General features: G+C 52.2%; 28 protein-coding genes and 5 tRNA genes. 25 read left to right on the forward strand and 8 right to left on the reverse strand.

Going from position 1 to position 21,395, the window contains the following annotated elements; all coding sequences use genetic code 11:
- Positions 1-13 precede the first annotated feature (13 nt).
- Positions 14-373, forward strand: coding sequence for an SH3 domain-containing protein (locus tag MHI24_RS22450; protein ID WP_340021745.1), 360 nt, complete (start codon positions 14-16; stop codon positions 371-373).
- Between the two features lie 63 nt (positions 374-436).
- On the opposite strand, the gene MHI24_RS22455 is transcribed toward MHI24_RS22450, so the two are convergent.
- Positions 437-610, reverse strand: coding sequence for a helix-turn-helix transcriptional regulator (locus tag MHI24_RS22455; protein WP_340021746.1), 174 nt, complete (start codon positions 608-610; stop codon positions 437-439).
- Positions 611-934: 324 nt separating this feature from the next.
- On the opposite strand from MHI24_RS22455, the gene MHI24_RS22460 reads away from it, so the two are divergent.
- The gene (locus MHI24_RS22460) at positions 935-2,068 is read left to right on the forward strand and encodes a GGDEF domain-containing protein (protein WP_340021747.1); all 1,134 of its coding nucleotides are present in this window, start codon (positions 935-937) and stop codon (positions 2,066-2,068) included.
- A 181-nt stretch (positions 2,069-2,249) separates the two neighbouring features.
- Here the strand turns inward: MHI24_RS22460 and MHI24_RS22465 are convergent, their stop codons facing one another.
- A complete protein-coding gene (locus tag MHI24_RS22465) occupies positions 2,250-2,804 on the reverse strand; it encodes a CGNR zinc finger domain-containing protein (protein WP_340021748.1) in 555 nt (184 codons plus the stop codon).
- 186 nt (positions 2,805-2,990) lie between these two features.
- On the opposite strand from MHI24_RS22465, the gene MHI24_RS22470 reads away from it, so the two are divergent.
- Both MHI24_RS22470 and MHI24_RS22475 read left to right on the forward strand, forming a co-directional pair.
- Positions 2,991-3,485 carry a DinB family protein gene (locus MHI24_RS22470; protein ID WP_340021749.1) on the forward strand — a complete coding sequence of 165 codons (495 nt, stop codon included), beginning with the start codon at positions 2,991-2,993 and terminating at the stop codon, positions 3,483-3,485.
- Between the two features lie 110 nt (positions 3,486-3,595).
- Positions 3,596-3,766 carry a hypothetical protein gene (locus tag MHI24_RS22475; RefSeq protein WP_340021750.1) on the forward strand — a complete coding sequence of 57 codons (171 nt, stop codon included), beginning with the start codon at positions 3,596-3,598 and terminating at the stop codon, positions 3,764-3,766.
- Positions 3,767-3,955: 189 nt separating this feature from the next.
- Here MHI24_RS22475 and cmpA read toward each other — a convergent pair whose 3' ends face one another.
- Positions 3,956-4,093 carry a cortex morphogenetic protein CmpA gene (gene cmpA / locus MHI24_RS22480; RefSeq protein WP_340021751.1) on the reverse strand — a complete coding sequence of 46 codons (138 nt, stop codon included), beginning with the start codon at positions 4,091-4,093 and terminating at the stop codon, positions 3,956-3,958.
- Between the two features lie 121 nt (positions 4,094-4,214).
- Positions 4,215-4,574: a hydrolase/acyltransferase gene (locus tag MHI24_RS22485; RefSeq protein ID WP_340021752.1), complete on the reverse strand. Its 360-nt coding sequence runs from the start codon at positions 4,572-4,574 to the stop codon at positions 4,215-4,217.
- A gap of 119 nt (positions 4,575-4,693) precedes the next feature.
- Between MHI24_RS22485 and MHI24_RS22490 the strand changes: the two genes are divergently transcribed.
- Positions 4,694-5,179, forward strand: a complete 486-nt coding sequence (locus MHI24_RS22490) for a SprT family protein (RefSeq protein WP_340026757.1) — start codon at positions 4,694-4,696, stop codon at positions 5,177-5,179.
- Here the strand turns inward: MHI24_RS22490 and MHI24_RS22495 are convergent.
- Both MHI24_RS22495 and MHI24_RS22500 read right to left on the reverse strand, forming a co-directional pair.
- Entirely contained in the window at positions 5,172-5,810 is a 639-nt protein-coding gene (locus tag MHI24_RS22495) for a pentapeptide repeat-containing protein (protein ID WP_340021753.1), read from the reverse strand. The genes MHI24_RS22490 and MHI24_RS22495 overlap by 8 nt on opposite strands.
- A 10-nt stretch (positions 5,811-5,820) precedes the next feature.
- The gene (locus MHI24_RS22500) at positions 5,821-6,249 is read right to left on the reverse strand and encodes an Lrp/AsnC family transcriptional regulator (RefSeq protein ID WP_340021754.1); all 429 of its coding nucleotides are present in this window, start codon (positions 6,247-6,249) and stop codon (positions 5,821-5,823) included.
- Between the two features lie 139 nt (positions 6,250-6,388).
- On the opposite strand from MHI24_RS22500, the gene MHI24_RS22505 reads away from it, so the two are divergent.
- The 15 genes from MHI24_RS22505 to MHI24_RS22575 all read left to right on the forward strand — a co-directional run bounded on the left by MHI24_RS22505 (position 6,389) and on the right by MHI24_RS22575 (position 18,185).
- Positions 6,389-7,141, forward strand: coding sequence for an MBL fold metallo-hydrolase (locus MHI24_RS22505; RefSeq protein WP_340026758.1), 753 nt, complete (start codon positions 6,389-6,391; stop codon positions 7,139-7,141).
- A gap of 114 nt (positions 7,142-7,255) precedes the next feature.
- Positions 7,256-7,331: transfer RNA gene (locus tag MHI24_RS22510), tRNA-Asn, on the forward strand.
- 6 nt (positions 7,332-7,337) lie between these two features.
- Positions 7,338-7,426, forward strand: a tRNA-Ser gene (locus MHI24_RS22515).
- A gap of 311 nt (positions 7,427-7,737) precedes the next feature.
- A complete protein-coding gene (locus MHI24_RS22520) occupies positions 7,738-8,742 on the forward strand; it encodes a Gfo/Idh/MocA family oxidoreductase (RefSeq protein WP_340021756.1) in 1,005 nt (334 codons plus the stop codon).
- Positions 8,743-8,784: 42 nt separating this feature from the next.
- Positions 8,785-9,708 carry a helix-turn-helix domain-containing protein gene (locus MHI24_RS22525; RefSeq protein WP_340021757.1) on the forward strand — a complete coding sequence of 308 codons (924 nt, stop codon included), beginning with the start codon at positions 8,785-8,787 and terminating at the stop codon, positions 9,706-9,708.
- A gap of 13 nt (positions 9,709-9,721) precedes the next feature.
- Positions 9,722-10,804 carry a Gfo/Idh/MocA family oxidoreductase gene (locus tag MHI24_RS22530; RefSeq protein ID WP_340021758.1) on the forward strand — a complete coding sequence of 361 codons (1,083 nt, stop codon included), beginning with the start codon at positions 9,722-9,724 and terminating at the stop codon, positions 10,802-10,804.
- 440 nt (positions 10,805-11,244) lie between these two features.
- The gene (locus MHI24_RS22535) at positions 11,245-12,150 is read left to right on the forward strand and encodes a branched-chain amino acid ABC transporter permease (RefSeq protein ID WP_340026759.1); all 906 of its coding nucleotides are present in this window, start codon (positions 11,245-11,247) and stop codon (positions 12,148-12,150) included.
- Positions 12,151-12,162: 12 nt separating this feature from the next.
- On the forward strand, positions 12,163-13,131 hold the full coding sequence (locus MHI24_RS22540; protein ID WP_340021759.1) for a branched-chain amino acid ABC transporter permease: 969 nt from the start codon (positions 12,163-12,165) through the stop codon (positions 13,129-13,131).
- Complete coding sequence (locus MHI24_RS22545; protein WP_340021760.1) at positions 13,100-13,882, forward strand: ABC transporter ATP-binding protein; 783 nt, start codon at positions 13,100-13,102, stop codon at positions 13,880-13,882. Before MHI24_RS22540 ends, MHI24_RS22545 begins: the two co-directional genes overlap by 32 nt.
- Positions 13,883-13,886: 4 nt before the next feature.
- A complete protein-coding gene (locus MHI24_RS22550; RefSeq protein ID WP_340021761.1) occupies positions 13,887-14,588 on the forward strand; it encodes an ABC transporter ATP-binding protein in 702 nt (233 codons plus the stop codon).
- A gap of 76 nt (positions 14,589-14,664) precedes the next feature.
- Positions 14,665-15,861 (forward strand): ABC transporter substrate-binding protein, encoded by a 1,197-nt coding sequence (locus MHI24_RS22555; RefSeq protein WP_340021762.1) that lies wholly within the window; start codon positions 14,665-14,667, stop codon positions 15,859-15,861.
- A 50-nt stretch (positions 15,862-15,911) separates the two neighbouring features.
- Positions 15,912-17,045, forward strand: a complete 1,134-nt coding sequence (gene ald, locus MHI24_RS22560) for an alanine dehydrogenase (protein ID WP_340021763.1) — start codon at positions 15,912-15,914, stop codon at positions 17,043-17,045.
- Positions 17,046-17,220: 175 nt separating this feature from the next.
- A tRNA-Glu gene (locus MHI24_RS22565) sits at positions 17,221-17,295 on the forward strand.
- A 57-nt stretch (positions 17,296-17,352) separates the two neighbouring features.
- Positions 17,353-17,435: transfer RNA gene (locus MHI24_RS22570), tRNA-Leu, on the forward strand.
- A gap of 477 nt (positions 17,436-17,912) precedes the next feature.
- Positions 17,913-18,185 carry a hypothetical protein gene (locus MHI24_RS22575; protein WP_340021764.1) on the forward strand — a complete coding sequence of 91 codons (273 nt, stop codon included), beginning with the start codon at positions 17,913-17,915 and terminating at the stop codon, positions 18,183-18,185.
- 125 nt (positions 18,186-18,310) lie between these two features.
- Here the strand turns inward: MHI24_RS22575 and MHI24_RS22580 are convergent, their stop codons facing one another.
- The gene (locus MHI24_RS22580) at positions 18,311-18,508 is read right to left on the reverse strand and encodes an XRE family transcriptional regulator (RefSeq protein WP_340026760.1); all 198 of its coding nucleotides are present in this window, start codon (positions 18,506-18,508) and stop codon (positions 18,311-18,313) included.
- Positions 18,509-18,653: 145 nt separating this feature from the next.
- Between MHI24_RS22580 and MHI24_RS22585 the strand changes: the two genes are divergently transcribed.
- From MHI24_RS22585 to MHI24_RS22595, 3 genes are all read left to right on the forward strand, one after another.
- A complete protein-coding gene (locus MHI24_RS22585; RefSeq protein WP_340021765.1) occupies positions 18,654-19,052 on the forward strand; it encodes a helix-turn-helix transcriptional regulator in 399 nt (132 codons plus the stop codon).
- Positions 19,053-19,081: 29 nt separating this feature from the next.
- A complete protein-coding gene (locus MHI24_RS22590) occupies positions 19,082-19,498 on the forward strand; it encodes a helix-turn-helix transcriptional regulator (RefSeq protein WP_340021766.1) in 417 nt (138 codons plus the stop codon).
- Between the two features lie 84 nt (positions 19,499-19,582).
- Positions 19,583-19,665 (forward strand) — tRNA-Leu (locus tag MHI24_RS22595).
- A 132-nt stretch (positions 19,666-19,797) separates the two neighbouring features.
- Here MHI24_RS22595 and MHI24_RS22600 read toward each other — a convergent pair.
- Positions 19,798-20,277, reverse strand: coding sequence for a glutathione peroxidase (locus MHI24_RS22600; RefSeq protein ID WP_340021767.1), 480 nt, complete (start codon positions 20,275-20,277; stop codon positions 19,798-19,800).
- A gap of 187 nt (positions 20,278-20,464) precedes the next feature.
- Between MHI24_RS22600 and MHI24_RS22605 the strand changes: the two genes are divergently transcribed.
- On the forward strand, positions 20,465-20,884 hold the full coding sequence (locus MHI24_RS22605; RefSeq protein WP_340026761.1) for an organic hydroperoxide resistance protein: 420 nt from the start codon (positions 20,465-20,467) through the stop codon (positions 20,882-20,884).
- Between the two features lie 168 nt (positions 20,885-21,052).
- A complete protein-coding gene (locus MHI24_RS22610; protein ID WP_340021768.1) occupies positions 21,053-21,331 on the forward strand; it encodes a hypothetical protein in 279 nt (92 codons plus the stop codon).
- Positions 21,332-21,395 lie beyond the last annotated feature (64 nt).

A 21,395-nucleotide genomic window follows, 5' to 3' on the forward strand; every position in this document is an offset into this window, starting at 1 on the left:
GAGACATTCTTCGTTGCAACGTTATACTGTAGTTAATACTCATACGTCTAATTATCCTGATCCAATCATCCTGCAAAAGGGAGAAGAAGTGTGGTATGGCAGGGAAGATACTGAATTCCCTAACTGGATTTTTTGTAAATCAGTGTCCTCTAGCAAAGAGGGATGGGTGCCGAAGCAGATTTTAACTACTCCAGATGGTCGTGATATTGCAAAAGTTACCGAAGATTATTCTGCGCATGAACTAACCGTTGCTCAAGGGGAAATACTGTGGGGGTTAAAGCATTTAAACGATTGGACTTACTGTAAAACAGAGAATAACGAATACGGATGGATCCCAACCTTTTGTTTATCCGACATACAAAAATCTGGTTAGTTCCTTCTTATAAGTAAAAGCAATGAATAGCAGATGCAGGACTCAGTGCTTTTTTATCCTCTCCTATTCCTTCCGGCGTACCTCAAATAAATCGTTAGGGCTGACCTCAAAATAGAGACATAGCTTCATGACCAACTCCGCTGATATTTTCTTTTTATTCATGTTGGTGTTATGCACTAATTCCATAATGGTTGTTCTTCGATGCCCTATCTCGTTAGACAGTTTAAGTACTGACATATTGTGTGCCTTTAGAATTTGTTCGAGTTTACAGTGCAATGTGTATTTTTCGAATGTTTAACCACAAGTTTCAGTCCACGCATTCTTATGTAGCATTTAACGCTTTATTTATATTATATGTTTTGACAGGATCACAAACCAGCCAACTCACAATCGCGAGATTCAATCCCACAACCCCATTATGTCCTTTCGCCCCCGATACCTTAACCCCACTCCCCCCACCCCCGTACATATCCCACAAGTGAGTATCGAACCCGAAGCAGACGTGATAAAATAGGAGAAATGTGTACAACGTAAATGAAGATCGAATCTGGGGGGCAGCGGGTGAGAGCGTTGAGATTGAGAGATTACATGGGCCCTTCGGAGACTTCGGCGCACCGGCAGGCGAAGTGGGTTAAGCGGTTTCTGTATACGTATTGGCTGGTGATTGCGCTGCATTTTCTGGCCCAGCTGGGGGCTTTCATCAGCTTGCCGTATCCGATGGGAGCGCATGAGTTCTACTATGATGTACTGCTCTATCCGACCGTGCTGATGAGTGCGGTGGTGGGGATTACGCAGCTTGTGGATTTTGCAGCGCCGAAGTATTCGTTCGTGCTGCTGTTTGTGGCGGGGACAATTATTGCGATGATGATCATTCACCTGAATATGGACATACGGATTATCGGGGCGCTCATGCTGCTGCCGATTATTGCGTCGGCGATTTTTTTCCGGCTGGATCTGACCTTGTTCACGTCTGCCCTGCAGGCGGCGGCCTTCTTCATTCTCTACCGCTGGGATTACTGGTTCAAGTATTACCTTACGGACTTCGACCTGATTGCGATTCCGCTCTTCCTGCTGGTCGGCACGCTGGTGGCGGGCATTGTCATCATTAACGGGCGTGAGCTGGCGAGCGATCTGGAGGCTACGCTGACGGCGAAGCAGGACCTGATGATCGAGAACGCGGTGATCCGCAAGCTGTCGACCACGGATGCGCTGACGGGGCTGTATAACCATATTTCTTTTCACGAATTCTATGAAAAAGCATTGGAGTTCGGCAGCCGCGGCGCTCCGTTCCATCTGGCCCTGATTGATATTGATAACTTCAAGCTGATCAACGATAAATATGGACACCGTACGGGGGATGTGGTGCTGGCGCGGGTGGCCCAGATCATCAAGGAGCATATCTCGCCCGCAGATATTGCCGCCCGTTATGGCGGGGAGGAGTTCGCAATTCTGCTCTTCGAGAAAAGCTTCGAGGAAGCTTACGGCCTCATCGAGCAGGTCCGCCAGGAGCTGTCGCAGACGCCCCATGAGGAGATGGAGCAGCGGGCAGTTACTGTGAGCATCGGGCTCCAGAGCTATGCCGAAGGCACCTCCAAAGAGAAGCTGTTCGAGGAAGTGGACCACCTGCTCTATACCGCCAAGCATTCCGGCAAAAACAAAACACTGACTCCGCCGGCGCAGAGGAACGCTGTGTAGGTATGGCTCGCCCCGTCGGCTCGCGATCGTTCCAACCATGTTAACGGTTCGATACCGCCTGTTCGCCTAATCCGTTAACGGATTACCATGTCGCACCAGCGCTGTTCCTTCTTGTCACTGGCAAACCAGCCGCAGTCTGCACCTCCGCCTCTTAACGGGTTAGCCGCCCCCGGCACCCCAATTACTCCGCCGGTCTCTCATCCGCCGCCGCCTTTTGCCGTGCCCGGAACCGTCTTACCTTCATCAGATTCCCGCATAGCTTGTCGTCGCAATACCGCTTCGAGCGGTTGCGGGTGTCGTCATAATAGACCCAGAGGCAGTCGGGGTTCCCGCAGATGCGGAAGCGCGAGGGATCTTTCTCCAATAACGCTGCCGCAAAAGACGCCGCAATCTCGGCCATCACCTGCCCCCAGTCCGCGCGCTGCGGCAACAGTGAGACTCTCGGTTCGCCTTCAGCAATCCCGGTCACTTGACGCACCACAGGCCCGTTGTCCATATATCCATTCAACTGCTCCAGCAGCGCTGCTTCAGGCGTTTCTCCCGCAACTAATCGCTGCAGCTCGTCCCATAACCGTCCGCGCAACTGCTTCAGCCGCTCCAATTCCTCCGGCAACAAGGGGCCGGCAGCCGGCAGCTTCTGTTCCGCCAGCCAGTTCTCTACCCATTCCGGCTCCTCCAGCCGGTCCCGGTCCTTGCTCCGGTCGCCCGTCCGCCAATCCCGCCAATAGCTGTTCATGAAATCTACCCACAGCACGCTTCATCGGTCCTTTCGTTTCTTCCTTCCCTCGATTGTAACAGTTAAAAATAAGTTTTGCTAGTTACTTGAACCGCTCCGGCAAATATGGTACATTGCCAATGTAACTGTTGTTTGGGATGTTTAATCGTTACATTGTTGCTCCACCAAATTGCAGGAGGGATACTGATGAGAAACAAAATTAGCGATGTGCTGGTAGAGAATTGGGATTATGCGATGGATATCGAGGATTGGGCGCCGCCGCTTAGTGCTGCGCTGGAGGGGGTGACCAGTGAGCAGGCGCTCTGGAAGCCGGAGGGTGCTGCGGGCAATTCGATCTGGGAGAATGTGAACCATCTGACTTACTATAAGGAGCGGCTGCTGCGCAAGCTTAAGGGAATGGAGAAATTGCCGGATCTGGAGAGCAATGATGCTACGTTCACCGTAACCGAGAGCGGGGAAGAGGCATGGAACCAGGCGGTAGCCAAGCTGAAGTCGGTTCATGCCGGACTCCGTGAGGTAATTGTAGCGCTGGAAGAGGGCGCTTATGACTGGGGCGGCTCCGGACATGCACCGGGCGAAGAGGTAATGAGCCTGATTCTGCATGATGCGTATCACACCGGACAGATTGTGCTGGTCCGCAAGCTGCAGGGCTCCTGGCCGGGAACCCGCCGTTTCGATTAAGGGGACAGCCATATTTTACAAGTAATCTAGGCCTCTCCCGCTCTGTTTCAGCTCCAAATCCCCGGGTTAATGGATGACATGCAGCTACTAACCGAGAGGAGAGATTGAAGATGGAGCCGAATTACAAGGACAGAAGCGTAGAGGTTGAACGGACAGAGGTGCACCGGAAGTCGGATTCCAGTCTGGTCGCCTCCACTTTCATTAAATATGCAGCTTACATTGTAATAACCTTTGGAGTGCTATTCTTCCTGGTGAGATACGTCTTCCCGATGTTTAAGTAACGCCGAAGTCAAGCACGGACCAGAGACGGATGCCATGCCAAAAGCCACGATCCCTGAAGGGAATCGCGGCTTTTTTTGAAATATAAGAATGTATATGTTCCACACGATAATTTATCCTTATATTTCTCGCTGAAATGATACCGCCCTTAAAAAGGACGGCATAGCCGTTTCCACTTGAAACCACCCGGGTTATACGTTCTTCCGGATCATCTCATGGGAATCTGAGGTATTCCGGTAAAAGAACCAGCATTCGTTGAGCAGTTTGATCTGACGGCGGTCTTTTTTGAGATAGGCCTTCATGAGCTGTTGACGAAGCCACTGTGGCAAGGCGATCCCTCCTCTTACATACTACCTGTGTATAGATAGCATATGGGGAAAATCGCCCAAAGGTGCGTCATCGGCAATAGTTGTGCAAGCTGTAATTGATGATGGCTGTCCTATCCTGGCGTTACTGCACCCGTTCTTCCTCTTCTTCGTACCATTGTTCGAGCTGGGCCTGGAGCGCCCGGATTTCGGTCAGCAGTGAGATCAGCGGGTAATGCTCCTCCTTAATGGAGGCAAAAGCCTGCTCCAGCCGGTTAATATACGCCAGCCCCGACTCCAGGTGATGCTCTTCGCGCAGTAGCTCCAGCGCCTCACATTCGGCCACCGCCCGCGGCAGACCGGGTACATTCTCGGCTGTCAGCTTGTCGATTTCTTTGTTCAGGCGGAGATTCAGGGCACTTAACTGGTAAGCATACTCCTCCGGCATCTCCACGAATTGAAGCTCCTGCTCCTGCTGCATAATGACGTACCGCATTCTTGGCATAACACATTCTCCCTCCGGACTTGTCTTTCTTCTTGACAGTGTAGCGTATGGGCAAGTTACAATTCAAGTAGTGATCTAAATTCAGGCAGAGAGGACCGTGAAGGAACGCTATGACCAGTATGAGCAACGAAGAGCTGCAGCAATGGATTGAGCAGGTGTCGCTGAACAGCTTCGGCGTGCCTTTCCGGCATACGGCCAGCTTCAACAGCAGACTCACGACCACAGGCGGACGGTATTTCACCAAAAGCCATAATATAGAGATTAACCCCCGGCAGCTTGCCACCTACGGGCGGGAGGAGACGGAGAAAATCATCAAGCATGAGCTCTGCCACTACCACCTGCATCTGGCGAAGCGGGGGTATATGCACCGGGATGCCGATTTCAAAGCACTGCTCGCCCGCGTCGGCGGCAGCCGTTACTGCCAGACTCTGCCGGGCGCCCAGGCCCGCAAGCCGCAGCCGTACCGCTATAAGCTGGTGTGCATCACCTGTGCCAACGAGTACCTGCGCAAGCGCAGAGCCGATCCGGGACGTTACCGCTGCGGCCGCTGCTCCGGCAAGCTGAAGCTGGTTACCCTGGAGGCCGGCAAGGGGTCCGCTACTTAATAACAAGTCCAAGCAATCCGGCAAAAGAAGCCGCCTGCTCCGCAGAGATGATGCAGCCGTCCAGATCCTCAAGATCCACCAGGAGGCCGGTGAATTCGCAGTCGCTTAAATCGACACCTTTTAGCTTACAGCCCGCCAGCGTGGCCTGCTCCAGATTGCATTCCGCGAAGGTCAGGCCCTTAAGGCTGGACTGGTAATAATCCGCACTGACCAGCGAGCAGCGCTCGAAGGAGGCTCCCTTGAACTGGGCGAAGCGGAACACCGCATACTCCCCAATGCAGTCCGTTACCGCAACATTCTGAAACCGCGCCCCCGTGAAGTCCGTGCCGGTCAGCCGGCAATCCCTGAACACCGTCCGGTGCATGAAGGCATCGCTGAAATCTACGTTCGAGAGGTCGCAATGATCGAAGATCACATCGGTAAGCTCAATACGCTGCAGCGAGGATTCGGTAATGGTCACATTTTTGAATACCACTTGGTCAAAAGCTACCCGCTCCGCCTCCTGATATTCAATCAGCGCCCCTTCGATCAGGCAGCGGCTGTATTCATCTTTGGAGGCTAGAGCGTGAATAGACAGCGGCGGTAACAGTTCTGGTTCGGAGAGTCTCGGTGGTTCAATGATATCGCTCATCTTAGCCTCCTTATTTGATCTGGCCCATGTCCAGATTGACCCGGTAATTGCCATATTTCAATAGCTCGTCCAGAAAAGCGGTCAGCGCCTCCTGATCCACCGTGCGCACCCGCATCCAGTAACAGCCTTCCCCGCTGATGCGGTACAGCTCAGTGACACTTTCATGGGCCTTCGCAAAGGCTTGGAATGGCAGATGGGCATTATTGCTGCTGAGAAAAACGGTGATAAAGGCATGAATGTTCTGACCAATACGCAGCGGGTTCCACCGGATGGTGTAGCCTTCGATGATGCCAAGCTCCCGCATTCTGCGTATGCGTGCACCCACCGCCTGGCCGGTCAGATGGACCGCCGCCCCGATATCCTTGTGACTTAAGGTGGAGTCCCCGATAAGGAGCTGAAGGATGCGGTAATCGGTATTGTCGATGAGATGAGAGGTCATTTCCTTGAATTCCTTTCCGGCTGAAAGCAGAACGTAAGAATCTCTTTCGCGGCACAATGTCTTCTGTTCTTGCCTTAATCTATACTTATTGTATCAGAAGTTGAACATAAGGTAGACATCCAAGGAAGAGGTGCATATGATGAAAATCCAATTGATCCGCCACGCCACCCTGTGGCTGGAATACGGCGGTGCAACGTTTCTGATCGATCCGATGCTGAGTGCGCAGGGCGTGAATCCGCCGATTATGAATTCAGGCGATGACCGCCGGAATCCGCTGGTGCCTCTGCCGGGCCCTGTTCAGGAGTGGCTGGAGCCGGATGTGGTGCTGGTCACGCATTTGCATCCCGATCACTGGGATGCAGCAGCGGCAGAGCAGTTGTCCAAGGAACTGCCGGTGTATTGCCAGGAAGGCAACGGAGAGACCCTAACAGCCCAAGGATTTGAGCGTGTTACAGAGATTAAGGATAGCGGTTCTGCATCGTTCAGCGGTGTGACCCTGACACGTACAGGCGGGCGGCACGGAACAGGGGAGATTGGCGAGCTGATGGGCAAGGTCTCCGGCTTCGTGTTCCGGGCGGAAGGCGAGCCTGTGCTGTACCTGGCGGGGGATACGATCTGGTGTGAAGAGGTGCAGCAGGTGATAGACGAGCAGGCACCTGAAGTGATTATCGTTAATGCCGGAGGGGCACAGTTCCTGAGCGGAGGACCGATCACGATGAACGAACAGGATATTGTGGAGGTCTGCCATGCCGCTCCGTCCGCCTCTGTGATTGCCGTGCACATGGATACGATCAATCACTGTCACGTAACCCGGGAGCTGCTGAAGCAGCGCCTGGAACAGGAAGGCTTGTCCGGCCGTGTTGCCGTGCCGCTGGATGGGGAGTGGATCTAATTCTGAAGAGCCAGGCGGGATGTGGAGGAATTGTAAACGATCTCACAATCTCTCGTTTCCCGCTTGACTAACCTGAAGAATCATGATAAATTAGTCCTTAGTTCATGTGAATGTTCCCTGATAGCTCAGTTGGTAGAGCACTCGACTGTTAATCGAGTTGTCACAGGTTCGAGTCCTGTTCGGGGAGCCATTACTTGGAGAGATACCCAAGTGGCTATAAGGGGACCCTCTGCTAAGGGGTTAGACTGCGTAAGCGGTGCGAGGGTTCGAATCCCTCTCTCTCCGTTTGATATTACTTCCTTGTTAGGGATGAGAATCCTCAGTGGTTCGTTGGAGCATAAGCTTCGTTAGCAATGGCATCGCAATCTCTCGCGCAGCGAGAGTATCCCTCTCTCTCCCTTATAAAAGGAGCTCATATTGAGCTCCTTTTTTTACGTTCTTTTTGATGAAAACGGCTGAACCTCTGAACGATACTGCTTTCCTTGCAGATGTCGTAATTCCATATAATTGATGTCGCATTTATCTACTAAAAATCCTGCTTATTATATGATACTTTATAAGTGATGTCAGAATAATGTATATGGAGGTGCAGGTGAGTGAGCATTAGGATTGGCAAGATTAGCTATTGGCATGTACATGCCTGGGATTATACGAAGCAGGCTCAGGAGCATGGCGATACGGAAATCGCTGCGGTATGGGACGAGGACGCGGAGCGGGGCAGGAAGGCGGCAGAGAGCTTGAATGTCCCGTTTTATGATTCTTTGGAGGAGATGCTGGCCCAGAAGGATATCGATGCCGTGATTGTCGACGCGCCAACCCGGATGCATCGGGAGGTCATGATTGCGGCAGCCAGAGCCGGCAAGCACATTTTCACCGAAAAGGTTGTAGCTGCAACGCTGAGTGAGGTTAACGAAATTCTCTCAGCGGTCGAGGCTCATGGAGTGAAGCTAACCGTGTCCCTGCCGCGGCTAAATGACGGTTATACATTATCGGTTACAGACATTCTAAGCCAGGGACTGCTTGGAGAGATCACTTATGTCAGAGTCCGCTTATCCCATAACGGCGCAACGGCCAACTGGCTTCCTGAGCATTTCTATAGCCTTGAGCAATGCCAGGGCGGGGCTTTGATTGATCTGGGATGTCATCCCATGTACCTGACCAGACTGTTTCTGGGTCAAGAGGTGACCGGGGTAAGCGCGAGCTTCGGATATGTGACGGGCAAGGAAGTGGAGGACAATGCGGTAGCGACGCTCTATACGGATTCGGGAGCGATTGGTGTGGTGGAAGCCGGCTTCGTAAACAGCTACTCGCCTTTTACCATTGAAGTGCATGGAACGGAAGGAACTCTACTCTATGGAACGCCTGAAGCGAAGCTGCTCGTCAGAAGCAATAAAGCGGCAGATCAAGGGGCTTCCTGGAACGATACGCCTGTGCTGGCCAATCGTGATAGCGCTTTTAAGCAGTGGGTTGCCCACATCCGGGATAACACGGTTGCTTCTGACAATATTCAAGCGGCAACGGAGCTTACCCGGTTAATGGAGGCGGCGAATCTCTCGGCAAAGGCAGGACGGGTGGTCCGGTTAGCCGAGCTGAAGTCCTAATCGCTTATTTGGTACAGAGTGTAGCTTAAGCAGGAGGTTAATATGAGCCCTTTTCCCTTCGAGATCATGTTTGAGAAGATGGATCTGCTGGAAAGACTGGATATTTCCATCCTGTGGGGACATTATGAAATTTCCGTGCTCCGGTTTCATTTGACCTCTTTTCCGCCGGGGAAGGTCATTGATTTCCATAACCATGCTGAATTTGAATTTCATTTCATACCGCGGGGCAAGGGAACGGTCATTCTTGGCGATCAGCGGTTTCCTTTATCGGAGGGAATGCTCTATTTGACCGGACCGGGAGTCATGCACCGCCAAGAAGCGGATGCAGATGAGTCGATGGAGGAGCTGTGTCTGCATGTCAATATTGCGGAGAAGCAGAGAGACGATGCAGATCCATGGGAGGTTGCGGAAGCGGAGGAATGTGTGGAGAAGCTGAGGAGGCTGCCGCTTATCCCTGCGCAGGATTATCACAGGGCGATGAAGTGTTTTCTGGAAGCCTATGAGGCCTGTGACGGCAAGCTCGCGGGATATTACACCTCCATTAAGCATCTCGTGATCAGCATTTTGCTGAAAGTAACCAGAGCTTATGATGCAGGCGGAATGGGAGCCGCGGCACCCGTACGGGATATGGTGACCTACCGCTATCAATATGCCGTTCAATACATGGAAGCGAATTATTCAGCAGCCGTGACGCTGGAGAATGTGGCGGAGAAGCTGAATATCAGCTCCAGGCAGCTGCAGCGGATTTTTAAGCAGATTCATCCGGAGCAAACCTTCAGCCGCATTCTTGAAGAGATCCGGTTGCAGGCGGTGTGCAGCAAGCTGGAAGCCAGTAACCTGTCCATCGAACAGATCGCGGAATCCGAAGGATTCACCAATGCGACCTACCTGCATTCGGTATTCCGCAAGCGGCTGGGCATGACCCCGGCGGCATACCGCAAGGCCCGAAAACTACATGAACAGTGAGGATGAGATGGCGATGAGCAAAGTGTATCGTGTTGGCGTGATCGGCTGTGGAGGAATTGCGAACGGGAAGCATCTGCCTGCCTTAAGCAGACAGGATAAGGTTCAAGTGGTGGCTTTTTGCGATATTATCAAGGAACGGGCTGAGGCGGCTGCTGAACAATACGGCAGTGCGGATGCTGCTGTCTATACGGATTACAAGGAATTATTGAAGGATGCTTCCATTGATATTGTTCATGTACTTACTCCTAATGACGCGCATGCGGAAATATCCATTGCGGGCTTGGAAGCGGGCAAGCATGTAATGTGTGAGAAGCCCATGGCCAAAACTGCGGCAGACGCCAAACGTATGGCTGAAGCAGCGAAGCGTACAGGGAAGAAGTTAACCATTGGGTATGACAACCGTTTCAGACAAGACAGCTTGTATCTGAAAAAAGTCTGCGAAGCAGGCGAGCTTGGCCATATCTATTATGCGAAAGCCCATGCCATCCGGCGCAGAGCGGTTCCAACCTGGGGCGTATTCCTGGATGAGGAGAAGCAGGGAGGTGGCCCGCTGATTGATATCGGAACCCATGCGCTCGATCTGACGCTCTGGATGATGGATAACTACAAACCGAAGGTTGTACTGGGGACCAAATACCATGAGCTCTCCCAAAAAGAAGACGCTGCCAACGCCTGGGGACCCTGGGACCCGAAGAAATTCACCGTGGAAGACTCTGCGTTCGGGATGATAGTGATGGAGAACGGCGCAACGATTACGCTGGAGGCGAGCTGGGCGCTAAATTCGCTGGAGGTGGATGAAGCCAAGTGTAGCTTAAGCGGAACCGAAGCGGGTGCGGACATGAAGGACGGTCTCCGGATTAACGGGGAGAAGCATAGCAAGCTATACACGAATAAAGTTGAGCTTGGTGCCGGGGGAGTAGCCTTCTATGACGGCAAAGAAGAGAAAGCTACGGATATCGAATTAAGAAAGTGGATTGAAGCGATCGAACAGGATAAAGATCCGGTCGTCACTCCTGAACAGGCGTATGTGGTTTCCCGGATTCTGGAGGCAATCTATGAATCGGCCCGGACGGGTAAGGCCGTATATTTGGACTAACGTTACACGGCCCAGCAGACTATATCTTACAATAAGCCGTACCTCCGATGCTGGGGGGCGGCTTATTTGCCCGTTCAACCCGTTACCCCTTTAATAAATTGAAGGAATGATGCTGTAAAGAGACAAATGTTATATTAATTCCGCAGAAAAGAAGTATTGTATAAGAAAAGGAAGCAACTTCTAAAACATCCCTTCTCCAAAATCCTCGGTTTTTCTCCTGTTTTCTGCATGATTTTCAATAACCTACAGAAGTCTATTTAATCCTACATATATCATGTTATGTAATATAACACCAACTATTGAAATTTGTTTTAATTAGTGCAAAAAATAGTGACGATTCGTAGGCCTTGTGTTAATATAAATGACATCATAATCCAAGAAACAAGAAGCACCACAGAGAAAGGGGTTATTACAATGAATATGAGGAAAAGGGGATGGCGATGGAGTACTTCATTCAGCAGCTCATTAACGGAATCTCGGTAGGCAGTATTTACGCTCTGATCGCCCTTGGCTACACGATGGTGTATGGAATTATCAAGCTGATCAATTTCGCACATGGCGATGTGTTTATGGTCGGGTCCTTCATTGGACTGTACAGTGCCAAATATCTGGCCAGCGCCGGATTGCCGCCGATACTGGTTCTGCTTCTGTCGCTTATGATCTCGATGACGATCAGTGCATTGCTGGGGATCAGCATCGAACGTCTGGCCTACAAGCCGCTGCGCAAGTCCACCCGGATTGCCGCACTGATTACAGCCATCGGGGTGTCCTTCCTGCTCGAATATACCGGGGTACTGATTCTCGGGCCGCAGGCCAAGGGCTTCCCGGATATTATGGATAAGAAGCAATATCACCTGTTCGGTTCCTCCATTCAGGTCGAATCCAATCAGATCATGATTCTGCTAACAACGATAATTCTTATGCTTGTACTGCAATATATCGTCCGGTACACCCGGACAGGCAAAGCCATGCGGGCCGTATCCTTCGATGTGGAAGCCGCGCGGCTGATGGGCATCAACGTGGACCGCACCATTTCAGCGACCTTCGCCATCGGTTCGGCACTTGCCGCTGCAGCCGGCGTGATTTTCGGCATGACGTACAATTCGGTGGACCCGCTGATGGGGGTTATGCCGGGGCTGAAGGCTTTTGTCGCAGCGGTGCTGGGCGGGATCGGAAGTATCCCTGGTGCGCTGGTCGGCGGGCTGCTGCTCGGAACGGTAGAGACGGAGATTTCTTCCCTCGGGTTCTCCTCCTGGCGTGACGGAGTGGCGTTCGCAGTACTGATTCTAATCCTGATCTTCAAACCATCCGGGCTGTTCGGCAAGAATGTCCGGGAGAAAGTGTAGGTGGAGGGGGCCATGAACAAGCTCAATAAAAAATTCTGGCTGGGCATTGTCGCCGCCTTCGCATTCTATGGAATTGTCAAAGTTCTTCTAACAACGGGTGTACTTAGCGATGTGAATCAGTCCATGCTGCTGCTGATTGGTGTCAACATCATGCTGGCCGTATCGCTTAACCTGATTACCGGGATTACCGGGCAATTCTCCATCGGGCACGCCGGATTCATGTCTGTCGGTGCGTACACCTCGGCGATCCTGACCCTGGATTATAATGTGCCGTTCGTTCCGGCGATTCTGGCGGGCGGACTGCTGGCTGCGGTCTTCGGCGTACTGATCGGAATGCCGACACTGCGGCTCAACGGGGACTATCTGGCGATTGCCACACTGGGCTTCGGCGAGATTATCCGCATTATTATGCTGAATACAGAATATGTCGGCGGGGCTTCGGGGCTGAGCGGCATTCCGGCCAAAACCACCTGGACCATGCTGTTCCTGTTCACCCTGATCTCGGTCGTATTGATTCATAACTTTATCCGTTCCACCCACGGCCGGGCTTGTATTGCAATCCGCGAGAATGAGATAGCCGCTGAGGCGATGGGCATTAACACGACACGCTACAAGATTATTGCTTTTACCATCGGGGCATTGTTTGCCGGTATGGCGGGCGGCTTGTCGGCGCACACCTTCTATGTCATTACTCCGGGCAGCTTCAACTTCCTGAAGTCGTTCGAGATCATCGTTATGGTGGTGCTCGGGGGGCTGGGCAGCACGGCAGGCGCGATTGTCGGCGCGGTGTTTGTGACCCTGCTGTATACCTTCCTGCGCGAATTCCCGGAATGGCGCATGATTATTTACTCAATTGTGCTTATTCTGATGATGATTTTCCGTCCAAGCGGCCTGCTTGGCGTAAGCAAGTTCTCATTCGGCAAGTTCGGCAAAAAGGAGGCGAAGGCGCATGACGCAATCAAAACCAGCAGTACTCCTTGAAGTGAAGGAGGCCAGCCGGTCCTTCGGCGGACTTAAGGCAGTCAGTGAGGTTTCCCTTCATATTGATAAAGGCGAGCTGATCGGCCTGATCGGACCCAACGGTGCGGGCAAAACGACACTGTTTAACCTGCTGACCGGCGTATACCCGCCATCCTCCGGCAGAATCATGCTCAACAATGAGTCGATCGGCGGGATGAAGCCTTACAAGATTAATCATAAAGGGGCTGCGCGCACTTTTCAGAATATCCGCTTATTCACTGCCATGACGGTCCTGGAGAATGTCAAAATCGCCTTCCACCAGCACGCCCGGCACTCGTTGTTCTCTTCGATGCTACGCCTGCCGAAGCACTTCAAGGGGGAGGACGAGATTACCCGCAAGGCGATGGATATCCTCAAAATCTTCAGCCTGGCTGACCAGTGTGATGAGGTGGCGAGCAACCTGAGCTACGGGAATCAGCGGCGGCTGGAGATTGCCCGGGCGCTTGCGGCCGGACCAAAGCTGCTGCTGCTCGATGAGCCGGCAGCCGGGATGAACCCGAATGAGACGCGTGATCTGATGAATCTGATCGCCTGGATCCGGGAGGAATTCGACCTGACCATTCTGCTGATTGAGCATGATATGTCGCTGGTAATGGGCGTCTGCAACCGGATCTACGTTCTGGACCGCGGAATCCTGATTGCTGACGGCACTCCGGCGGAGATCCGCAACAATCCGAAGGTCATCGAAGCGTATCTGGGACAGGAGGCGTAGCGCCATGCTTACAGTAGAAGGAATCAACGTATATTACGGAGCGATTCATGCCTTGAAGGATCTTAGCATCACCGTGAAGCAGGGGGAGATCGTGACGCTCATCGGGGCCAATGGCGCCGGCAAGTCTACGCTGCTCAAGACTCTCTCGGGGCTGCTGAAGCCGAAGACGGGCAGTATTGCTTTTCTGGATAAATCCATTGTGAATCAAAGCGTTCAGGCGATTGTCAAAGAAGGGCTGATCCATTGCCCGGAGGGCCGGCGCGTATTCGCCAATATGTCGGTCGAAGAAAACCTGGAATTAGGCGCTTATCTGCAGGATGGAAGCAGCCTGGCTGCTGACTTCGAGCATGTCTACCGCACCTTCCCGCGTCTCCTGGAGCGCAAGAAGCAGCAGGCCGGGACACTGTCCGGCGGGGAGCAGCAGATGCTGGCGATGGGGCGCGCCCTGATGGGCCACCCGAAGCTGCTGCTGCTGGATGAGCCTTCGATGGGACTGGCGCCGCTGCTGGTCCAGGATATTTTCCGGATCATCAAAGAGGTTAATGACGCCGGAACCACCGTGCTGCTGGTCGAGCAGAATGCCCATCAGGCACTCAAAATCGCAGACCGGGCTTACGTACTGGAGACAGGCAGGGTCGTCCTTGAAGGGGATGCCCAGGCGCTGGCCGACTCTGACGAGATCAAAATGGCTTATCTGGGGCACTAGCAGATTACGCCGCTCTTACAGCAGCATCACAGAAACATCAAATATAAACTAATCAATCGGGAGGCTGGGAGAAACTATGAAGAAAATTGGGGCCATTATCTTGTCAACAGTATTGACTGCGGTATTAGCATCCGGCTGCGGCAACAACACAGAGAACAGCGGGAATTCTGCAAGCGGCGGGAACTCGGCCGGAGGCACCATCAAAATCGGGGCTGACCTGGAGCTTACAGGCGGTCAGGCTTCTTTCGGCGACTCCGCCTCCAAGGGCGCGAAGCTGGCGGTGGACCAGATCAATGCGGCAGGCGGTGTACTCGGCAAGCAGCTTGAACTGGTAGTGGCCGACAATGCGTCGAAGTCCGAAGAAGCTACCCAGGCGGCGCAGAAGCTGATCACCAATGACAAGGTTGTGACCATCATCGGCGCATCGACTTCGACCAACACGCTGGGGATCGTTCCGGTAGCTACGGAGAAGAAGATTCCGCTGGTCTCGGTAGGCGCTACGAATCCGAAGGTAACCGTGGATGAGCGCAGCGGCAATGTGAATGAATATGTGTTCCGCGCGGCATTCATCGATCCGTTCCAGGGTGAGGTAATGGCTAACTTTGCACTCGATTCCCTGAAGGCGAAGACGGCGGTTATCTATACCGATACTTCTTCCGACTACTCCAAGGGTCTGCAGAAGTTCTTCGAAGAGACCTTCAAGGCCAAAGGCGGCGAGGTGCTGAGCCAGGAGTCCTACCAGCAGAAGGATTCGGACTTCAAAGCAGTTCTGACCCGCATCAAAGCAGCGAACCCGGATGTTATCTACCTGCCTGGTTATTATGAAGAAGTAGGTAAAATTGTGAAGCAGGCCCGTGAAATGGGCATCACCGTTCCGTTCCTCGGCGGCGACGGCTGGGATTCCCCGCAGCTGGCGGAAATCGCCGGTGCCAAGGCGCTGGAGAACACGTTCATGTCCAATCACTACTCGCCTGAAGATACAGCTCCTGAAGTAACCAGCTTCGTGGATGCCTACAAAGCGGCTAACGGCGGAGCAGTTCCCGACGGGATGGCGGCCCTGGGTTACGATGCGCTGAAGCTGGTAGCCGATGCGATTGGCCGCGCCGGTGAAGCTGATCCGGCCAAGATTACTGAAGCACTGGCTGCCACCAAGGATCTGCAGCTCGCTACAGGCAAGATTACGCTGAACGACAAGCATGACCCGGTCAAAGCGGCTGTTGTCCTGAAATTCGTTGACGGCAAACAGACCTTTGAGACCAAAGTTAACCCTTAAGAGGCTCATTCGCATATAATAGGAGTGAGATGACCTAGGGAGGAATCCGCATGATTGTTGGCATACCCGCAGAAATCAAGAATAACGAGAACCGTGTCGCCATCACTCCAGCCGGGGTAGAAGCGCTGAGGAAGGCAGGGCATGAGGTGCTGCTGCAGTGCTCTGCCGGTACCGGCAGCGGCTTCGAGGACCAGGAATATTCGGATAAGGGTGCAGTCATTCTGGACAGCGCTGCTGAGGTCTGGAGCCGGGCAGAGATGATTATCAAGGTGAAGGAGCCGCTGCCGGAGGAATATACTTTTTTCCGCCAGGGTCTGATCCTGTTCACCTATCTGCATCTCGCGCCTGAAGCCGCTCTGACCCGGGCGCTGGTGGAGAGCGGGGTAACCGCAGTCGGGTATGAGACCATCCAACTGGAGGACGGCTCGCTGCCGCTGCTGATTCCGATGAGTGAGGTTGCCGGACGCATGGCAGTGCAGATCGGAGCCTCGCTGCTGGAGAAGCCGCATGGAGGCAAAGGGGTTCTGCTCAGCGGGGTGCCGGGAGTACAGCCTGGAGAAGTCGTGATTGTCGGGGGCGGCATTGTCGGCACCAATGCGGCGAAGATTGCCCTCGGCATGGGGGCTCGTGTGACGGTGCTGGATCTGAATGCGGACCGGCTGCGGGCGCTGGATGATATTTTTGGCGGGCGGCTGGTGACGGTGATGTCGGATTCCTACCATCTGGAGCAGGCGGTCCGCCGGGCCGATCTGCTGATCGGGGCGGTGCTGATTCCCGGAGCCCGTGCGCCGAAGATCGTCAAGGAGTACATGGTGCAGCAGATGGCCGAAGGTTCAGTGATTGTAGATGTCGCGATAGACCAGGGCGGGTCCGTGGAGACGATCGACCGGATTACGACCCATGAGAATCCTACGTATGTGAAGCATGGCGTGGTTCATTACGCTGTCGCTAACATGCCGGGTGCGGTCGCCCGGACCTCCACTCTGGCGCTGACCAATGTGACGATGCCCTACGCGCTCCAGATTGCCAATCTGGGCATCCGCGAAGCAGCGGTGAATAACGCGGCGCTTGCGCGCGGCCTGAATGTGGTCGCCGGGCAGGTCACCAATGCTGCGGTGGCGGAGAGTCTGGGGTATGAGTATGCGGATGGAGTTGCGGCGCTGGCGGGTGTTAGCGGGGAGTAGTGAGCGGCGGAGAAGAGCCTTGTTGCCCTGCGGGAAGGCATGGCAATTATGGGGAAGAATCAGGGGCTAATCGCCTACGGTTCTCCCCGCTTTTTTTGTCAGAAATAATGCTTGTCAAATCGGACAAGGTTTGATATACTCATTTTTGTTGTGACAAACACATAAATGACAATATGGCTCGTTGGTCAAGGGGTTAAGACACCTCCCTTTCACGGAGGTAACATGGGTTCGAATCCCATACGAGTCACCAATCTCTTCTTCGGCAGATGGGATGAGAATTCCCTGGGTTCGTTGAAGCATACAATATGCGGTAGTGGTGGAATGGCAGACACGCTATCTTGAGGGGGTAGTGGGTGTATACCCGTGGAGGTTCGAGTCCTCTCTACCGCATAACATGGAATGAGCAGAGACCTTTGGTGATCCAAGGGTTTCTGCTTTTTTTGTATTAACTGCTGCGTCGAGGGAAGGACCTCATGCCCCACAGCCAGTAACATTAATAGAGGAATCTTGCACAAAATGCAACAATACTGCTCAATAAAGGGCGGTCTATGCTGAAATCCAGCACAAAATGCAACAAATCCAGCACAAACTTGCTCTCCACACCGGAATTTGTGCAATTAATGCAACAATCTACTTCAGCTAGTAATAGATATAGAGGAATCCTGCAAGAAGTGCAACAATTCCTCAGAGAAGTGGCCGGTGAGAGAAGGCATCAGCATCCTTCAGAAGCACAGATGATGGTCAGCCCGTATGGCATGATGCCTATCAATATGCGATTTTAAATGAAGAGTGGAGTTCTACCGTATAATCCTATCAATCTTGGAGACAATACTAGTTAACGCCTTACTTGGGAGGTAGTCTACGGTAATGAATTACTCCGAGGTCTATGAGCTTCATCTTCAGCTGCTCAGGGCATATAGTGCGCTTAACAATGAAGAATACTCGGCTTATCAAGGTGAAATCGATTATTACACGAATCAGTTGAGGTTTGCGGAGGATATGGTGCAGCGGATTTTTATCTTGAACCAGTTGGTTAAGATTCATGAGAAAGAGCGGGACGACCTGATCAGGTGGTGCTCAGAAACGTATTTTAATCGAAAACGCGAATTAAGCGGCTCACAGGATGAGGTTACCGGATAACCCCGCCTGTGAGCTTGTATTATGTATACAGTGATCCGCCGGAAAAGAAGGAAATTGCTAAGAGCAGGTGGAATAAATGCTATTCAGGCAAAAATCTACCGCTCCTTCTGTGCGTGTGTCCGGGATTATGATGGAGGCAGGTCCAGCAATTCAGCAACTAAGCGGCGGTAACGGTCGGCTTTGCGGGTGCCGTGAATCAGGTTGGACAGCCGATAGGGTGGAATATCGTGCAGCTCACAGAATTTCTTCTGATCCAAGTGCAGTTCTGCCAGACGTTTCTTGATGGCCCAGCCAAAGGAAGTTATGGGGCGTTTGCTGTTCAGATTGCTCACCTCGTATCGACTATCCAGCCGTTATGATATAAAATAGGTAAAGATATAATAATAGTTAATTATATACTTTTTTACGTCATTTTACAATAAAAAATAACGTTTTTACGTGCTTATTTTCGGGGAAGGCGGTTTGCGGATGCAATCAATCTACGAACGAATTGAATTTCTGATCAAAAAGCAAGGCATGACCAAGAAATCCTTCTGTGCACAGCTCGGAATCAGCACCGGGAATATGGGAGATTGGAAGCGCGGCAAATCAACGCCGGGTACGCATAAACTGATTGAGATTGCAGGATTCTTCCAGGTCAGCCTCGATTGGCTGGTTCTTGGCAAGCAGACACTGACTGTGCAAGAAAGCGGCGGGGATTATTTTTTTGACGAAATACGGCAACTGAGTTGCCACACCGCAGAGCTGCTGCCGGAAGAGAAGCATTTCATTAAAGAATATCTGGCGTTCACCGATTACCGGAAACGGCTAAACAAGAACCGGGACGATGTGCCAAAAGAGGACCAAAATGAGGATGAGAATACATAGTTAATTTCCAGAGGAAGGCGGTTTGCTAGATGCAATCTATCTACGATCGTATTGAATTTCTGATTAAGCGGCAGGGAATGACCAAGAAATCCTTCTGCAAGCAGCTAGGAATCAGCACGGGGAACCTGGGGGACTGGAAGCGCGGCAAATCGACTCCGGGTACACATAAACTGATCGAGATTGCCGGATTTTTTCAGGTAACCCTTGATTGGCTGGTGCTTGGCAAGCAGACGTTAACGGTGCAGGAAAGCGGCGAGGATTATTTTTTTGAGGAAATACGGCAATTGAATTGCCACACCGGGGAGCTGCTGCCGGAAGAGAAGCATTTCATTAAGGAATATCTGGCGTTCACCGATTACCGGAAACGGATGGACAAGAACCGGGCTGTGGAACAGAATGAGAAGCAGGAAGAGGACCTGGATGAAGATGCGGATGAGAATTCTTAAGCGGCCATCTTTACTTTTGAGCGGAACCGATTTATAATATTGAATGTTGGCCTCAAACAACGCATTAACCATGAAGTACACCGCGCGGTAGTGGTGGAATGGCAGACACGCTATCTTGAGGGGGTAGTGGGTGTATACCCGTGGAGGTTCGAGTCCTCTCTACCGCATCATATTGGATTGGCCGGAACCCTTGATGATTCAAGGGTTTTTGTTTTGTGCTGTTACGCTAAAAAACCCTTCACCCGCAAATCGGGGCATGAAGGGTTTTGTTTTTTTATGGAAAGAATTATGGCACGCTTCTAATCCAGCAGCTTCGCAATATCCTTCTCAATCTGCTCCGGCGTGGTCTGCGGGGAGAAGCGCTTGAGAACACGGCCCTCCTTGTCGACCAGGAACTTGGTGAAGTTCCATTTCACACTTTTTGAACCGAGAACGCCTGGTGCCTCATTGGACAGATACTGGAACAGAGGATGGGCGTCGCTGCCTTTTACATTAATCTTCTCGTACATCGGGAAGGTGACCCCGTAATTAATCTCGCAGAACTCCGCAATATCCTCGCTGTCTCCCGGCTCCTGCCCGGCAAACTGGTTGCTCGGGAATCCCAGTACCTCAAACCCGCGGTCCTTGAATTTATCGTACACCTCTTGGAGACCCTTATACTGCGGGGTAAATCCGCACTTGCTGGCCGTGTTGACAACGAGCAGTACCTTGCCTTTGTGCTTGGAGAGCGATTCTTTCTCGCCCCGCAGGGTGTTGGCTTCATAGTCATAGACACTCATGGATAATCCCTCCCGTACATTGATTTAACACAATTTAATTGTACAACATTTACCGCCAGAAGCAAGCCCCAGAAGGTGTACAGCTGCGGTTCATCGTTTCAAATATCCGGGGTTGTTTAAGTTAAGGGTAGATGTCTTTACAAAATTTGTTTGAAAAAGGAGTAGATCAAAGATGACTGCATTGAAACTGAAGGCGCTATATACGGCAACAGCCAAGGTCCGCGGAGGCCGTGAAGGCTCGGTGGAATCGTCGGACGGGGCGTTGAAGCATGATCTGAAAATCCCGAAGGAGCTGGGAGGCCCCGGGGGTGCCGGCACGAATCCGGAGCAATTGTTCGCAGCGGGCTATGGTGCCTGCTATGAGAGTGCCCTTGCCAATATTGCCCGTAAAGAGGGCGTGAAGCTGCAGGATGTGGAAATTACCTCGAATGTCCTGATCGGAAAAGATGAGAGTGACGGCGGATTCAAGCTGGCCGTGAAGCTGGATGTGCACCTGCCGGGCATCGAGCGTTCTGTTGCCGAGGATCTGGCGAAGAAGGCTCATGATTTCTGCCCTTATTCCAAGGCGACACGCGGAAATATTGAGGTTGAACTGAACGTACTGTAAGTTAAAAATGCTTAGGGCCGGGCAGCAGATGTCCGGTCTTAAGCTGCGAGGACTCATGCAACACATGCTTTGGTTGACATCACCCGGGAAATTCTTTAATATGTCTAAGTATCTGTTAATGTCGCGCGTGCAATTAACTACCAAAAATTTAAATAATGGGTGATGAAGATGTCCTACAGACCGAATATTACGAATGTAACCAAAGCCAGCAGCAATGATAAGGAAGGCTTGTACGAGTTCATTATTAAGCTTGCTGACGGAACGGAGTGCCGCGCGTTCTACAATCGGTTTCCGGAATGGAAAATGACCAACATCAGCCGCCTGCTCAAGACGCCTTGTCCGGTATGCCGCAAGGATTTCATCTGCAAATGCATGGAATCGTTCACTGCTGATTTTGAGGAGCAAATGGTCGGGGACGAGTGGATTAACAAGGCAGTAGCGGAATAAATAGACGAACGGACCATTGTAGGCGCGGGAGCAATCCCGCGTTTTTTATATTTCGGATAAGAGA

It is taken from the genome of Paenibacillus sp. FSL K6-1096 (assembly GCF_037977055.1).
Lineage (GTDB): Bacteria > Bacillota > Bacilli > Paenibacillales > Paenibacillaceae > Paenibacillus_AQ.

Bases quoted from the DNA above. Each gene is read 5' to 3' on its own strand.
- MHI24_RS22455 (WP_340021746.1), bottom strand. From the start codon at position 610: ATGTCAGTACTTAAACTGTCTAACGAGATAGGGCATCGAAGAACAACC.
- MHI24_RS22465 (WP_340021748.1), bottom strand. From the start codon at position 2,804: ATGAACAGCTATTGGCGGGATTGGCGGACGGGCGACCGGAGCAAGGAC.
- MHI24_RS22470 (WP_340021749.1), top strand. From the start codon at position 2,991: ATGAGAAACAAAATTAGCGATGTGCTGGTAGAGAATTGGGATTATGCG.
- MHI24_RS22475 (WP_340021750.1), top strand. From the start codon at position 3,596: ATGGAGCCGAATTACAAGGACAGAAGCGTAGAGGTTGAACGGACAGAG.
- MHI24_RS22485 (WP_340021752.1), bottom strand. From the start codon at position 4,574: ATGCCAAGAATGCGGTACGTCATTATGCAGCAGGAGCAGGAGCTTCAA.
- MHI24_RS22490 (WP_340026757.1), top strand. From the start codon at position 4,694: ATGAGCAACGAAGAGCTGCAGCAATGGATTGAGCAGGTGTCGCTGAAC.
- MHI24_RS22495 (WP_340021753.1), bottom strand. From the start codon at position 5,810: ATGAGCGATATCATTGAACCACCGAGACTCTCCGAACCAGAACTGTTA.
- MHI24_RS22500 (WP_340021754.1), bottom strand. From the start codon at position 6,249: ATGACCTCTCATCTCATCGACAATACCGATTACCGCATCCTTCAGCTC.
- MHI24_RS22505 (WP_340026758.1), top strand. From the start codon at position 6,389: ATGAAAATCCAATTGATCCGCCACGCCACCCTGTGGCTGGAATACGGC.
- MHI24_RS22525 (WP_340021757.1), top strand. From the start codon at position 8,785: ATGAGCCCTTTTCCCTTCGAGATCATGTTTGAGAAGATGGATCTGCTG.
- MHI24_RS22530 (WP_340021758.1), top strand. From the start codon at position 9,722: ATGAGCAAAGTGTATCGTGTTGGCGTGATCGGCTGTGGAGGAATTGCG.
- MHI24_RS22535 (WP_340026759.1), top strand. From the start codon at position 11,245: ATGGAGTACTTCATTCAGCAGCTCATTAACGGAATCTCGGTAGGCAGT.
- MHI24_RS22540 (WP_340021759.1), top strand. From the start codon at position 12,163: ATGAACAAGCTCAATAAAAAATTCTGGCTGGGCATTGTCGCCGCCTTC.
- MHI24_RS22545 (WP_340021760.1), top strand. From the start codon at position 13,100: ATGACGCAATCAAAACCAGCAGTACTCCTTGAAGTGAAGGAGGCCAGC.
- MHI24_RS22550 (WP_340021761.1), top strand. From the start codon at position 13,887: ATGCTTACAGTAGAAGGAATCAACGTATATTACGGAGCGATTCATGCC.
- MHI24_RS22555 (WP_340021762.1), top strand. From the start codon at position 14,665: ATGAAGAAAATTGGGGCCATTATCTTGTCAACAGTATTGACTGCGGTA.
- ald (WP_340021763.1), top strand. From the start codon at position 15,912: ATGATTGTTGGCATACCCGCAGAAATCAAGAATAACGAGAACCGTGTC.
- MHI24_RS22575 (WP_340021764.1), top strand. From the start codon at position 17,913: ATGAATTACTCCGAGGTCTATGAGCTTCATCTTCAGCTGCTCAGGGCA.
- MHI24_RS22585 (WP_340021765.1), top strand. From the start codon at position 18,654: ATGCAATCAATCTACGAACGAATTGAATTTCTGATCAAAAAGCAAGGC.
- MHI24_RS22590 (WP_340021766.1), top strand. From the start codon at position 19,082: ATGCAATCTATCTACGATCGTATTGAATTTCTGATTAAGCGGCAGGGA.
- MHI24_RS22600 (WP_340021767.1), bottom strand. From the start codon at position 20,277: ATGAGTGTCTATGACTATGAAGCCAACACCCTGCGGGGCGAGAAAGAA.
- MHI24_RS22610 (WP_340021768.1), top strand. From the start codon at position 21,053: ATGTCCTACAGACCGAATATTACGAATGTAACCAAAGCCAGCAGCAAT.